The organism is Streptomyces decoyicus (assembly GCF_019880305.1).
GTDB lineage: Bacteria > Actinomycetota > Actinomycetes > Streptomycetales > Streptomycetaceae > Streptomyces > Streptomyces decoyicus.
Genome location: NZ_CP082301.1, coordinates 1,378,969 through 1,392,046, shown reverse-complemented (window position 1 = coordinate 1,392,046; position 13,078 = coordinate 1,378,969). Strand labels below are relative to the sequence as shown.

11 protein-coding genes and 1 riboswitch are annotated in these 13,078 nt (G+C 72.0%); of the genes, 6 read left to right on the top strand and 5 right to left on the bottom strand.

Translation table 11 applies throughout. The features are described from left to right. Positions 1-83: 83 nt before the first annotated feature. The 3 genes from K7C20_RS06050 (at position 84) to K7C20_RS06040 (ending at position 3,454) form a co-directional block, all read left to right on the top strand. Positions 84-899 carry a carbon-nitrogen hydrolase family protein gene (locus tag K7C20_RS06050; RefSeq protein WP_030076506.1) on the top strand — a complete coding sequence of 272 codons (816 nt, stop codon included), beginning with the start codon at positions 84-86 and terminating at the stop codon, positions 897-899. A 98-nt stretch (positions 900-997) separates the two neighbouring features. Further along, entirely contained in the window at positions 998-2,698 is a 1,701-nt protein-coding gene (locus K7C20_RS06045) for a flavin monoamine oxidase family protein (RefSeq protein WP_053208424.1), read from the top strand. Between the two features lie 480 nt (positions 2,699-3,178). Then, positions 3,179-3,454 (top strand): hypothetical protein, encoded by a 276-nt coding sequence (locus tag K7C20_RS06040; RefSeq protein ID WP_030076512.1) that lies wholly within the window; start codon positions 3,179-3,181, stop codon positions 3,452-3,454. Between the two features lie 174 nt (positions 3,455-3,628). Here the strand turns inward: K7C20_RS06040 and K7C20_RS06035 are convergent, their stop codons facing one another. The 3 genes from K7C20_RS06035 to K7C20_RS06025 all read right to left on the bottom strand — a co-directional run bounded on the left by K7C20_RS06035 (position 3,629) and on the right by K7C20_RS06025 (position 6,941). After that, on the bottom strand, positions 3,629-4,558 hold the full coding sequence (locus K7C20_RS06035) for a TIGR03619 family F420-dependent LLM class oxidoreductase (protein ID WP_053208423.1): 930 nt from the start codon (positions 4,556-4,558) through the stop codon (positions 3,629-3,631). Between the two features lie 100 nt (positions 4,559-4,658). After that, positions 4,659-5,294: a DUF5995 family protein gene (locus K7C20_RS06030; RefSeq protein ID WP_053208471.1), complete on the bottom strand. Its 636-nt coding sequence runs from the start codon at positions 5,292-5,294 to the stop codon at positions 4,659-4,661. A gap of 273 nt (positions 5,295-5,567) precedes the next feature. Beyond that, positions 5,568-6,941: a uracil-xanthine permease family protein gene (locus tag K7C20_RS06025; protein WP_030076522.1), complete on the bottom strand. Its 1,374-nt coding sequence runs from the start codon at positions 6,939-6,941 to the stop codon at positions 5,568-5,570. A gap of 289 nt (positions 6,942-7,230) precedes the next feature. Here K7C20_RS06025 and K7C20_RS06020 point away from each other — a divergent pair, with 289 nt between their 5' ends. Beyond that, positions 7,231-7,719: an acyl-CoA thioesterase gene (locus K7C20_RS06020; protein WP_030076524.1), complete on the top strand. Its 489-nt coding sequence runs from the start codon at positions 7,231-7,233 to the stop codon at positions 7,717-7,719. A gap of 46 nt (positions 7,720-7,765) precedes the next feature. On the opposite strand, the gene K7C20_RS06015 is transcribed toward K7C20_RS06020, so the two are convergent. Further along, complete coding sequence (locus K7C20_RS06015; protein ID WP_053208422.1) at positions 7,766-8,995, bottom strand: MFS transporter; 1,230 nt, start codon at positions 8,993-8,995, stop codon at positions 7,766-7,768. 70 nt (positions 8,996-9,065) lie between these two features. On the opposite strand from K7C20_RS06015, the gene K7C20_RS06010 reads away from it, so the two are divergent. Next, positions 9,066-10,331: an ROK family transcriptional regulator gene (locus K7C20_RS06010; protein WP_053208421.1), complete on the top strand. Its 1,266-nt coding sequence runs from the start codon at positions 9,066-9,068 to the stop codon at positions 10,329-10,331. 393 nt (positions 10,332-10,724) lie between these two features. Here the strand turns inward: K7C20_RS06010 and K7C20_RS06005 are convergent, their stop codons facing one another. Next, positions 10,725-11,495: an SDR family oxidoreductase gene (locus K7C20_RS06005; protein ID WP_053210508.1), complete on the bottom strand. Its 771-nt coding sequence runs from the start codon at positions 11,493-11,495 to the stop codon at positions 10,725-10,727. A gap of 173 nt (positions 11,496-11,668) precedes the next feature. Then, positions 11,669-11,799, top strand: a riboswitch (FMN riboswitch). A gap of 150 nt (positions 11,800-11,949) precedes the next feature. On the opposite strand from K7C20_RS06005, the gene ribD reads away from it, so the two are divergent. Then, entirely contained in the window at positions 11,950-13,077 is a 1,128-nt protein-coding gene (gene ribD / locus K7C20_RS06000; RefSeq protein ID WP_245171900.1) for a bifunctional diaminohydroxyphosphoribosylaminopyrimidine deaminase/5-amino-6-(5-phosphoribosylamino)uracil reductase RibD, read from the top strand. Position 13,078: the final 1 nt, after the last annotated feature.

Sequence of the window (13,078 nt, the reverse complement as noted above, 5' to 3'; positions counted from 1 at the left end):
ACGCAACGGTGGCGCCTTGTCCGGAATCGTCGGCGGCCCGTACCGTCAATGCGTCCACCCGCACCGTCCCGCCGAGGGGTCCCATGACGTCGCTGCACACCGCCCTGCTCCAGAGTTCGGGCCGGCCCGGCGATGTCGCGCACAATCTGCGGGTCCTCGACGACGCGGCGCGCGAGGCGGCGGCGACCGGCGCCGGACTGCTCGCCTGCCCCGAGCTGTTCCTGACCGGCTACGCGATCGGCGGCGACGTCCACCGCCTCGCCGAGACCGCCGACGGCGACAGCGCGCAGGCCATCGGGAGGATCGCCGCCGAGCACGGCATCGCGGTGCTCTACGGCTACCCCGAGCGGGCCGCGCAGGACGAGTCGGACAGCGCCGCGGTCTACAACGCGGCGCAGCTCATCGGCCCGGAGGGCGAGCGCCTTGCGAACTACCGCAAGACCCACCTCTTCGGCTGCTTCGAGCACGAATGGTTCACCCCCGGGGAGCAGGCCGTCGTCCAGGCCGAACTGGCCGGCCTCCGGATCGGCCTGCTGATCTGCTACGACGTGGAGTTCCCGGAGAACGTCCGGGCCCATGCCCTGGCCGGCACCGATCTGCTGCTGGTCCCCACCGCGCAGATGCACCCCTTCCAGTTCGTCGCCGAGTCCGTCATCCCGGTCCGCGCCTTCGAGAACCAGATGTACGTCGCGTACGTCAACCGGGTCGGCGCGGAGGGCGAGTTCGAGTTCGTCGGCCTCAGCTGCCTGGCCGGTCCGGACGGTGTCGTCCGTACCCGTGCCGGCCGTACCGAGCAGCTGGTGCGGGCCGATGTCGACCCCGCCTTCCTGAAGGAATCCCGGGCGGACAACCCCTATCTGCACGACCGCCGGCCGGAGCTCTACGGCCCGCTGACATGAACTGACCCGCCCGACCCCCCCTCTGATCCGCCGCAGGCCGCCCGCCCGGTCCGCGCCGCCCTGCCTGCTGTGCCCTGTCTGCAAGGAGTCCGTCCCCGATGACGTCCACGGTGCCCACCGCCGCCCACCACGCGGATGTCCAGCCGCCGATCACCATGTTCGGCCCGGACTTCCCGTACGCCTATGACGACTTCCTCGCCCACCCGGCGGGCCTCGGCCAGATCCCCGCGATCGAGCACGGCAAGGAGGTCGCGGTCATCGGCGGCGGCCTCTCCGGCATCATCACCGCCTACGAGCTGATGAAGATGGGCCTCAAGCCCGTCGTCTACGAGGCCGACCAGATAGGCGGCCGGCTGCGCACCGTCGGCTTCGAGGGCACTTCGTCCGACGCCGCGGGCCTGACCGCCGAGATGGGCGCGATGCGCTTCCCGCCGTCCTCGACGGCGCTCCAGCACTACATCGACCTGGTGGGCCTGGCGACCACGCCGTTCCCCAACCCGCTGGCGGCGGACACCCCGTCGACCGTGGTCGACCTCAAGGGCGAATCGCACTACGCCCGGACGGTCGATGACCTCCCCGAGGTCTACCACCAGGTCATGGACGCCTGGAACGCCTGCCTGGAGGAGGGCGCGGACTTCTCCGACATGAACCGGGCGATCCGCGAGCGCGATGTTCCGCGCATCCGCGAGATCTGGGCCCGGCTCGTCGAGAAGCTCGACAACCAGACCTTCTACGGCTACCTCTGCGACTCGACGGCCTTCAAGTCCTTCCGGCACCGCGAGATCTTCGGCCAGGTCGGCTTCGGCACCGGCGGCTGGGACACCGACTTCCCCAACTCCATCCTGGAGATCCTGCGGGTCGTCTACACCGAGGCCGACGACCACCACCGCGGCATCGTCGGCGGCAGCCAGCAGCTGCCGCTGCGCCTGTGGGAGCGGGAACCGGCGAAGATCGTGCACTGGGCGCCGGGCACCTCGCTCTCGTCGCTGCACGACGGGGCGCCCCGTCCCGCGGTGACCCGTCTGCACCGCACCGCCGGCAACCGCATCACGGTGACCGACGCCGACGGCGACATCCGCACCTACGAGGCCGCCGTCTTCACCGCGCAGTCCTGGATGCTGCTGAGCAAGATCGCTTGTGACGACTCGCTGTTCCCCATCGACCACTGGACGGCGATGGAGCGCACCCACTACATGGAGTCCAGCAAGCTCTTCGTGCCCGTCGACCGGCCGTTCTGGCTGGACAAGGACGAGGACACGGGCCGGGACGTCATGTCGATGACGCTGACGGACCGGATGACCCGCGGTACCTATCTGCTCGACAACGGACCGGACGAGCCCGCCGTCATCTGCCTCTCCTACACCTGGTGCGACGACAGCCTGAAGTGGCTGCCGCTGAACGCCAACGAGCGGATGGAGGTCATGCTGAAGTCGCTGTCGGAGATCTATCCGAAGGTCGACATCCGCAAGCACATCATCGGCAACCCGGTCACCGTGTCCTGGGAGAACGAGCCGTACTTCATGGGCGCCTTCAAGGCGAACCTGCCCGGCCACTACCGCTACCAGCGGCGCCTGTTCACCCACTTCATGCAGGACCGGCTCCCCGAGGACAAGCGGGGCCTGTTCCTCGCGGGCGACGACATCTCCTGGACCGCGGGCTGGGCCGAGGGCGCCGTGCAGACCGCACTGAACGCGGTGTGGGGCGTGATGCACCACTTCGGCGGTGCGACGGATGCCACCAACCCGGGCCCGGGCGACGTCTACGACGAGATCGCCCCGGTCGAACTGCCCGAGGACTAGGGCGGCCAGGTGCGCCGGCAGGGAGACCGTTTCGTCGTCGTCCTGGCGAACCACGGTGCTGGGGGATGCGACGTCTCCGTGGCTGAGATCAAGCTCTCCGCCATCTCAGGAATCGGAGCTTCCCTCACCACAAGCACGTCTTGAAGTGCCTTCCACGCCGGGTGCCGTGACGAGTCCACTGAACCTTGCCGCCCTGGGCCGGCCCACCACGAAGCCGGTCACGACGAAGTCGCCGTCAAGAATGCGCATGACGGGCGTCAGTTCCAGGGGATCCGGGTCGACCCGCCCCCTGGTCCTGGGGCTGGTGTGGCTGCTGATCGTGCAGAACCTGGACGGACGGCTGAAACCCGGTCCATGCTGGAGACTCACTGCGGCACCGGCCGTCGCGCATGTCACAGTTCGACGTGCTGGAGCGACCTCGGAGAGCAGTTGCCTCATCTGACCAGGAGACAACGAAGCAGGAGACCGAAGGGGTACCCGATGAGCGACATGAGCGATGAGGAGATCGTCCGCGCCGTACGCGGGATGGCGGCGATGCAAGCCGAGCGCGAGAAGCTGGCCGAGCGGGTCTCGGCGCTTCGTACCGCGGTGTCCCCAGAGGACTTGGCCGCGCGCAATCGTTTCGGCGAAGCCATGGCGACGATGGACACGAAGATCCTTCTGGAGTCCATTGAGGTGCTGGGCCGCATGGGTATGACACTCGCCTCACAGGCTTGCTACGCCGTCGCTGGGGAAGAGGGTCTCGCCACCCCTTGACGGTGAGACCGCCTCAGCCGAGCTTGCGTCTCCTCGCCCAGCTGCCACCGGCTCCAGCCCCGGGGAGGGACACCCCCTGGTGCCTACTCGGGGCGGCGTCCCTGGGAGGACGGGGCCCGGCACCGCCGGGCCCCGCCACCACGGCCGGTCCGCCCCGCCCCGGTCCGCCGGTCTCTAGAGACCCGCCGCCCGCGCCGCCGTATACACCTCCGCGGCGACATCCTTCAGCTCCTCGGCGTCCCGGGCCCCGCCCTGTAGATCGATGAGGATCTCCTCCAGGCCCACCGAGGCATGGGCGACCAGATCCGCCGCGATCTGCTCGACGCCGCCCTGGAAGGGCTTGCGGTCCCGGCCCTCGTACGGCTTGGCCGTGTGCTGGGCGTTCACCCGCAGCACACTGGCCACCGGCTCCTTGCGCCCCCGCTCGGCGGCCAGGTCCTGAAGCCGCTGCCACTGGGTGGCGAGGGCCTCGGCGCCCATGCCGACCGGCATCCAGCCGTCCGCCCGGTCGACCAGACGGCGCAGTGCGCGCGGGCTGTTGGCGGGCAGCAGGATCGGGATCGGCCGCTTCGGCTTGGGGCCGACCTCCGACGGGGCGATGGTCGTCAACTCCCCTTCGTACGCCACCGGGTCCGGGCCCCACACCGCGTGGCAGACGTCGATCAGCTCGTCGAGGACCTCGCCGCGCTGCTCGAACGGAGCGACGGAAGCGGCCGCGTACTCGTCCAGCGACCAGCCCGTGCCGAAGCCCGCGACCACTCGGCCGCCGCTCGCCGCGTCCAGCGAGGCGAGGGTGCGGGCCAGCTGGAAGGGGATGTGCAGCGGGGCGACCAGCACACTCGTGCCGAGCCGCGCCCGCCGCGTGGCGGCCGCGGCCAGGGCCAGGGTCACCAGCGGGTCGGCCACCGAGCGGTACGCGTCGGGCCAGGGGGGGCCCGGGATGCCGTACAGCCCCTGGGAGGCGGGCTCGGGGAACAGGATCCGCTCGAACACCCAGAGGCTCTCGTAACCGGTCTCCTCCGCGGCCCGCGCCACGTCGGGAACGTCGCGTCCGATGTCGTACTGCCGCATCTGCGGAAGGCCCAGACCGAGCCGCATGGCCATAGCTGCACTCCTTAGCTGTCAGCCCCCTCGGCCAACGTACCGCCGGAACAAGGGAGTTCCAGGGGAGCGCCGCGACCCGGCGCCGGGCCGGCCGCCAGGATCAGCCGGGCAGCGGAGTCAGCAGCATCCGCCCGACCAGGCCCACCCCGGCATCCAGCCGCTCGGCGAGTTCCTCGGTGACGTCCGGCAGCCGGCGTACGCTCCACAGCGCCCGGGCCGCAGCCCAGGCGCCGTCCCTGGCCTTGTCCAGACTCCACGACCCGATCAGATGCGTCAGCGGATCGGCGACATCCAGTACATCGGGGCCGGGCATCAGCCGCTCACGGATCCCCTCCTCCAGACTCGTCAGCACTCCGCCGACCCGGTCGAAATCGGTCTCCAGCGCGGCCGGTTCGCACTCCAGCGCCCGGCAGGTGTCCAGCACCGCCAACGCCAGATCGTGGCCGATGTGTGCGTTGATCCCGGCCAGCGCGAACTGAAGCGGATGCACCCCGGGGTGGCGGCGGAGCTGGAAGAGCGGACGCCAGCAGGCCGGCGGCCGCAGCCCGGCGGCCGTGGCGTCCACCGCGTCGAAGTACCGCCGCGCGAAACGGATGTCCAGCTCGCCCGCGGCCGCCGGGTCCTGGAAGGCGCCGTCCCCGATGCGCCGCGCCACGGATTCGGTGACGGCCAGATAGACCCCGTTGAAGACGGCCACCCCGTCCTCGGCCGGCAGCGCAGCGGCCAGCGCCCGCATCCGGGCCAGAACCTCCCCCACCCCCGCGGCGCCCGCGGATCCCGGGTCGTTGGGGGGCCGGGCGACGCACCCTCCGGCCGGGTCCGGCCGCACCCGGCTGTCATTACACTGAGTCGTTGTCATCCACTCAGCGTGACAGTGCGGTGACGGAAAACGCGGTGTGCCGGTGGCCGTTGACCGGAACGGGGTAATGAGCGGCGCGCCCCGTTGTGGTCCGTGCCGCTCCCCCTCCGGGCCCCGTTCCGCCTGAGGGCCCTGCCGGATGCCGTGCGGTCAGTCCTTGTCGTACGACGAGGTGCCCTCGTCCAGCAGCGGCGGCTGCGGCTTGAGGTGTGCGGGGGCCAGTGCGCGCAGCGCGTGATAGCCCGTGAGCACCACGATCGTGCCCAGGGCGATACCGCTCAGTTCGAAGTTGTCGCTGATCCGCAGGCTCACCCCGCCGACGCCGATGATGACGCCCGCGGCGACCGGCACGAGATGGAGCGGATTGCGCAGATCCACCTTGTTGTGCACCCAGATCTGGGCGCCGAGCAGGCCGATCATGCCGTAGAGGATCACGGTGATACCGCCCAGCACCCCACCGGGGATGGCGGCCACCACGGCGCCGAACTTCGGGCACAGACCGAAGAGCAGGGCGAAGCCGGCCGCCGCCCAGTAGGCAGCGGTCGAGTAGACGCGGGTCGCCGCCATCACGCCGATGTTCTCGGAGTACGTGGTGTTGGGCGGGCCGCCGAGGGCGGTGGAGAGCACCGAGGCCGCGCCGTCGGCGGAGATCGCGGTGCCGAGCTTGTCGTCCAGCGGGTCGCCGGTCATTTCGCCGACCGCCTTGACATGGCCGGCGTTCTCCGCGACCAGGGCGATCACGACGGGCAGCGCGACCAGGATCGCCGACCACTGGAAGCTGGGCCCGTGGAAGTGCGGCAGACCGATCCAGTCGGCCTTGCCGACGGCGGAGAAGTCCAGCCGCCAGTGGTCGGTGACCTTCCCCGCGCCGTTCAGCGAGTGGATCATCCCGAAGGCCCGGTCGAAGATCCAGGAGACGGCATAGCCGAAGACCAGCCCGAGGAAGATCGCGATACGCGACCAGAAGCCGCGCAGACAGACCACGGCGAACCCGGTGAACAGCATGGTCAGCAGCGCCACCCACTGGTCCTGGGGCCAGTACGTACTCGCCGTCACCGGCGCCAGGTTGAAGCCGATGAGCATCACCACGGCACCGGTGACCACCGGCGGCATCGCGGCATGGATGATCCGGGCGCCGAACCGCTGGACGGCGACGCCGACGAGGAAGAGCGCGACGCCGACGACCAGAACCGCTCCGGTGACGGTCGCGCTGGTGCCGCCCTGCGCCCGGATCACGGCGGCCACTCCGACGAACGAGAGCGAACAGCCCAGATACGAGGGGATCCGGCCGCGGGTGGCCAGCAGGAAGATGACCGTCGCCACGCCGGACATCATGATCGCGAGGTTCGGGTCCAGGCCCATCAGCACCGGAGCGACGAAGCTCGCGCCGAACATCGCGACGACATGCTGCGCGCCCAGGCCCACGGTGCGTGGCCAAGACAGCCGCTCATCCGGTCTGACCACTGCCCCAGGGGCCGGGTTGCGCCCGTCGCCATGCACGGTCCAGCGCACGCCGAGGCCCATGACTGCTCCACTTCTTCACACGGTGATGACCGGGCAATGTTAGTGCGGGGTAAATCCGCTCCATCCCGGTGCATCCCGGTTCGTGGTCGCTATGTCCTCGGTCACTGAGCCCTGCCGCTGCTCCCTGACCGACGGCTCATGGCCCTCACGCCCCGCATCCCGGCGGCCAAAGCATTCTAAGCATCCGCTTACGATGACTCCGGATCGTCACACAAGTACCAACCGCGTCACCAGCACTCTCCGTCTCAACAGCGCCGACCGGCACACCCCGACCCCAGGAGCACCACCCGTGAGCGTCGAAACCCTCCAGACCGCCACCGTCCCGTACGGCGAACTGGTCCCCGTCACCGTCCACTTCGACGACCTCGACGCGCTCGGCATGCTCCACAACTCCCGCTACCCGCTGCTCGTCGAACGCGCCTGGGCGGAGTACTGGCACGGACGGGGCTTCGGCTTCGACGGCGACTGGGCCGCCGCGGGTGACATGTGCAACGTCATCAAGGAGATGCACGTCTCCTACGAGCGGTCGGTCACCCGCCCCGGCCGCTACGCGGCGCACCTGTGGGTCGCACGCCTCGGCCGCACCGGCCTCACCTACGGCTTCCGGCTCTGCTCGGCCGACGGCACCGAGACCTACGCCCACGGCCACCGGGTGCTGGTCCGCGTCGACGCGCAGACGCTGCGCCCCACACCGTGGTCCGACCACGCCCGGAGCATCGCCGCCCAGCTCCTCCGGCCGGAGGAGGCGGACGCGGGCACGGAGGCGGACGCGGCCTGAGCCGGCGGCGGGGGAGCGGCCGGGCCGGGGCCTGTCTGCAAAGTCCCTATGACCGCTCCAGATCGCCGGTCACCGCGGGGGCGCTGCCGGAGGCCGTACGGCTCGGCACCCGCAGCACCCGCGCACCCACCACCAGCCCGCACGCCAGCGTCGTCACCAGCACGAACGACAGCGTCAGCGAGGTCGCCTGGGCGATACCGCCGATCGCGGACGGTGCGATCAGCCCGGAGGTGTAGGTGATCGTGGCGACACCCGCGATCGCCTGGCTGGGCGCGGGACCGCTGCGCCCGGCGGCCGCGAAGGCCAGCGGGACGACCACCGCGATTCCGAGGCCCATCAGGCCGAACCCGCCCATCGCCATGGCCGGATGCCGCGCCGTGACGATCAGCAGGCCGCCGGCCGCCGCCAGCACCCCGCCGGCCCGCACCGTGTGCACCGCGCCGAAACGGGCCACCACCTTGTCACCGGCCAGCCGTGCGACGGTCATCGTGCAGGCGAAGGCAGTGGTCGACGCGGCCGCCAGACCCGCGTCGGTGCCCAACTCGTCGCGGAGGTAGACCGCCGACCAGTCCAGGCCGGCGCCCTCCGCGAAGACCGCGCAGAAACCTATCGCCCCGATGAGCAGCGCCGACTTCGGCGGCAGTGCGAAGCGCGGCGGCGGGTGCTCCTCGGGGGTGCTGCGCAGATCCAGGACGCCCTGGCAGGCGAGCGCACCGAGCAGGGTCAGCACGAGCGCGGCGCCGGCCAGATGGAGCCGGGCGTCCCACTCGGCGTGCGCGGCGACGGTGCCGGCCGCCGAGCCGAGCAAGGCGCCCGCACTCCACATGCCGTGCAGCCCCGACATGATCGGCTTGCCGAGCCGGTCCTCGGTCTCCACGCCCAGCGCGTTCATCGCGACGTCCGACATGCCGGACGTCGCGCCGTACAGCAGCAGTGCCGGGCACAGCGCGTAGAGGCCGGGGGAGAGGGCGGGCAGGAGCAGCGACAGGGTCCACAGGGCGAGCAGACCGCGCAGTGCGGTGCGGGCGCCGAAGCGGTGGCTGATCCGGCCGGCCAGCGGCATCGCCAGGGACGCGCCGATCGCGGGGAAGGCGAGGGCCAGGCCGAGCTGGCCCGCTGAGATGCCGGTGTGGTCCTGGATCCAGGGGATACGGGTCGCGAAGTTGCCGGTGACCGAGCCATGGACGAGGAACACCAGGGCAACGGCCCATCGTGCGCGGCGCAGCTCGTGGTTCGAGGGTGGGAGGACGTTGTGGGGGACACCGGTGCCAGCCATGGGCGGTAAATTATCAGGAACCCTGCCTGATAATAAGGGTGTTGGCCCGACCGGATGAAAGAATCCCGCCATGGACGCACCGCGCACGGTGGCCGCCGGCCGCACCGCCGCCTCCCCGACCACCGCACGGCTGATCAACGACCGCCTGGCACTGCAACTCCTGCAGTCCGAGGGTGCTTTGACGGCAGGTCAGCTGAAGACGCTGACCGGTCTGTCCCGGCCGACCGTGGCGGACCTCGTCGAACGCCTCCAGGAGGCCGGACTGATCGCCGTGGTCGGCGAGAGCGGCGCACAGCGGCGCGGACCCAACGCCCGGCTCTACGGGATCGTCGCCGACCGGGCTCATCTCGTCGGCCTCGACCTGCGCACGCACAGCGTCACCGTCGCGGTCGCCGACCTCCTGGGCGAGGTACGTGCCGAGCGCACCGTCCCCATCGGCCCGGACGACACAGCCGAAGCGGCGGTCGCCGCCGCGCTCGCCGGCCTGGACAAGGCCCTCGCCGCGGCGGGCGCCCCGCATCCGCACACCATCGCCGTCGGCGCACCCGGCCTGGTCGACCCCGCCACCGGGCGGCTCGGCGGCACCGACTGGATCCCGTCCTGGCACGTCGCGCTGGTCGGCGAGCTGCGCGCGCGGCGGGCCGTACCGGTCCTGCTGGAGAACGAGGTCAATCTCGCCGCCATCGCCGAGCAGCGCGACGGGGCCGCCCGCGACCACGACACCTTCGTCCTGCTCTGGCTCGGCCATGGCACCGGCGCCGCGGTCGTACTGGACGGCACGCTGCGGCGCGGCGCCTCGGGCGGCACCGGCGAGATCGGCTTTCTGCCGGTCCCTGGCACCGATGCGCTGCCCACCGCAAGCGGCTGTGACGGCGGCTTCCACTCCCTGGCCGGCTCCACCGCCATCTGCGCACTCGCGGCGCAGCACGGCCTGCCCGCCGAGGCCGTCGGCCCTGCTGCGGCGGACGCGCCCGCACCCGACACCGATGCCCCGCCCGCCGAAGCCGTCGTACGGGCCGCGGTGGCCGCCGGCGATGCCGGTGCCGCCTTCCTCGACGCGCTGGCCGCACGGATCGCCCTCGGCGTGGCGGCGGTGAGCGCCGTGCTCGACCCCGGGTGTGTCGTCCTGGGCGGGGAGACCGGCAGCGGCGGCGGCGAGGAACTCGCCGGGCGGGTCGCCGGGCATCTGGCCCGGCTCTCCCCGTTGCGTACCGACGTACGCGCGGGGGCGCTCGGCGGGCGGGCGGTACTGCGCGGCGCCGTCCTCGCCGCACGGGACGCCGCTCAGCACGAGCTGTTCGGGGCCGGAGGGCCGGGGGGCTCTTCCCGTCCCTGAGGCATCCCTTCAGGGGGGTGGGAACAGATCCCGTAGGGGGCACGGGCGCCCCTCGCGGGCCACAACGTGCTGGGGATGGGCGGTATTCCCGCCGGTACGCGAACGGGCGCTACGCGAACGGGCGCTACGTGGACGGGCGGTACGTGGACGGGCGGTACGTGGACGGGCGGTACGTGAACGGGCGGTACGTGAACGGGCGCTACGTGGACGGACGGTACGTGAACGGGCGGTACGTGAACGGGCGGTACGTGAACGGACGGTACATGGACGGGCCGTACGTGAACGGGAGCGCGTTGGCGCCCCTCACGCGTCCGCGGGCCCACGCTCCCAGGCGGGCCCACGCTCCCAGGCAGGCCCCTGCCCCCAGTCAGCCCCCGGCCCCTCACCCGCCCATCAGCGCCCACCCGCCCTCTCCGCGAGGAACTCGGCGTAGGTCCGCCGGCCGTCGGCGTGTTCCGGAGTGAGGTTTCCGCCGCGGCGGAGTGCCCCGGCAGTCGCGCCCGGCAGCCGCAGCGGCAGCAGCAGCCGGCGCCGCCCGCCCGCCTCCAGCGTGGCCCGTACGAGCTCCCGGGCGTCCAGCACCTCGGGGCCGCCCAGGTCCGTGACCCGCCCGGCCGGCTCCCCGGCCGCCAACTCGGCCAGCCGGGCGGCCACTTCGCGCACCTCGACCGGCTGCACCCGTACGCCCGTCGGCAGCGGGAGCACCGGCGACCGGGCACCCGCCTTGATCACATCGAGCACCAGATCGTGGAACTGCGTCGTCCGCAGCACCGTCCAGCCGATGCCGGAGTCCTCGATCAGGCGCTCCACCGCGAGCTTGGTGCGGTAGTAACTGAACGGGACCCGGTCCACGCCGACGATCGAGATGTACACCAGGTGCGGGACCCCCGCCGCCTTCGCCGCCTCCACGAGCCGTCCGGCCGCCTCCGCGTCACCGCCGGCCGGCGAAGTGGCACAGTGCACGATCACGTCCACGCCCGTCACCGCCTCGGCCAGGCCCGTGCCGTCGCGCAGATCGACCGCGTACGACCGCGGCCGCGGGCGCGCCGTGCCGGTGTGCGGCCGCCGGCTGAGCGAACGGACGTCATGGCCGTCGTCGAGCAGCCGGTCGACCAGGGGCCGCCCGAGAGTGCCCGTGCCGCCGGTCACCAGAATTGTCGCCATCGCGGATCAGTCCTTGAGAGGGTGGGGGCGGGTTCTTTCCCGCTATGACGAATGACGCGTGCCCGCTGTGACAGGCGGCGCGCCGGGGGCGCTGTGAGGCAGCCCACAGCGCTTCGCCCGCATGGGCGACTACCGGGCGTGGCAGACTGAAGCTGTACTGACATAAGAAGCAGCAGCGCACTCCGGGGTCGGTGTAATTCCGAACCGGCGGTAACAGTCCGCGACCCGTCCGCAGCCAGCGGCCGGTTGAGCAGGTGAAATTCCTGCACCGACGGTGAAAGTCCGGATGGGAGGCAGTGCGCGGCGGGCCAGCTTCGGTACACCGCCGTCGGCGGCGCGTCCGGTTTTTTCCGGGCGGGTCCTGCTTTCCGGTCGCGGTGTCCCCGTGGTGTTGTTCCGCTTTCTGTCGTCCAGACAGCCCCGGAGTCCGTGCCCTGAGCGGCAGGAGGACCCGGTGGCCACCGCAGCCCCCGTAGAGACCGCGGCGATGCGCCGAGCCATTGAGCTCGCCGCGCGCGGCCTCGGGCACACCAGCCCCAACCCCGTGGTCGGCTGTGTCGTCCTGGACTCCGCGGGCCGCACGGTGGGCGAGGGCTGGCATCAGCGGGCCGGCGGGCCGCACGCCGAGGTCCATGCCCTGCGCGCCGCGGGCGAACGGGCCCGGGGCGGCACCGCACTGGTCACCCTCGAACCCTGCAATCACACCGGCCGCACCGGCCCCTGCGCCCAGGCGCTGATCGACGCCGGGATCGTCCGCGTCGTCTACGCCGTCTCCGACCCCAACCCGGCGGCCACCGGCGGCGCCGTCACCCTGGCCGACGCCGGGATCGACGTCGAGGGCGGACTGCTCGCCGACGAGGCCGCCGCCGGCAACGAGGCCTGGCTGACCTCGGTCCTGCGCCGCCGCCCGTTCGTGCTGTGGAAGTACGCCGCCACTCTCGACGGCCGGATCGCCGCCGCCGACGGCACCAGCCGCTGGATCACCTCGCCGCAGTCGCGCGCCGATGTGCACCGGCTGCGGGCCGCCGCGGACGCCGTCATCGTCGGCTCCGGCACCGCCCGCGCCGACGACCCGCAGCTCGGCGCCCGGATCAGCGGACTGGCCGACGACGAGATCAGCCAGCCGCTGCGGGTCGTCGTCGACTCCGGCGCCACCGCCGTCAAGGCCGGCGCCCGCGTCCTGGACGGCTCCGCGCCCACGCTGATCGCGGTCGCCGAGGACGCCGACGCCGGCCACCTCGAAGGCCTCGCTCCGATCCTCCGGCTGCCGCGCGCCGCCGACGGCCGCGGGCTGCACATCCCCGCACTGCTCCAGGCGCTGTACGAGCGCGAGGTGCGCTCGGTCCTGCTCGAAGGCGGTCCCACGCTCGCCGGGGCCTTCCTCGCCGCCCGGGCCGTCGACAAGGTCGTCGGCTATCTCGCCCCGGTGCTGCTCGGAGCCGGCCCGGCGGCCGTCGGCGACGCCGGAATCACCACCATCGCCCAGGCGTTGCGGCTCGACGTGACCGACACCGCACGGCTCGGACCCGACCTGCGCATCACCGCCACCCCCATCCGCCACGCCCTCCACGAGGAGAACTGAA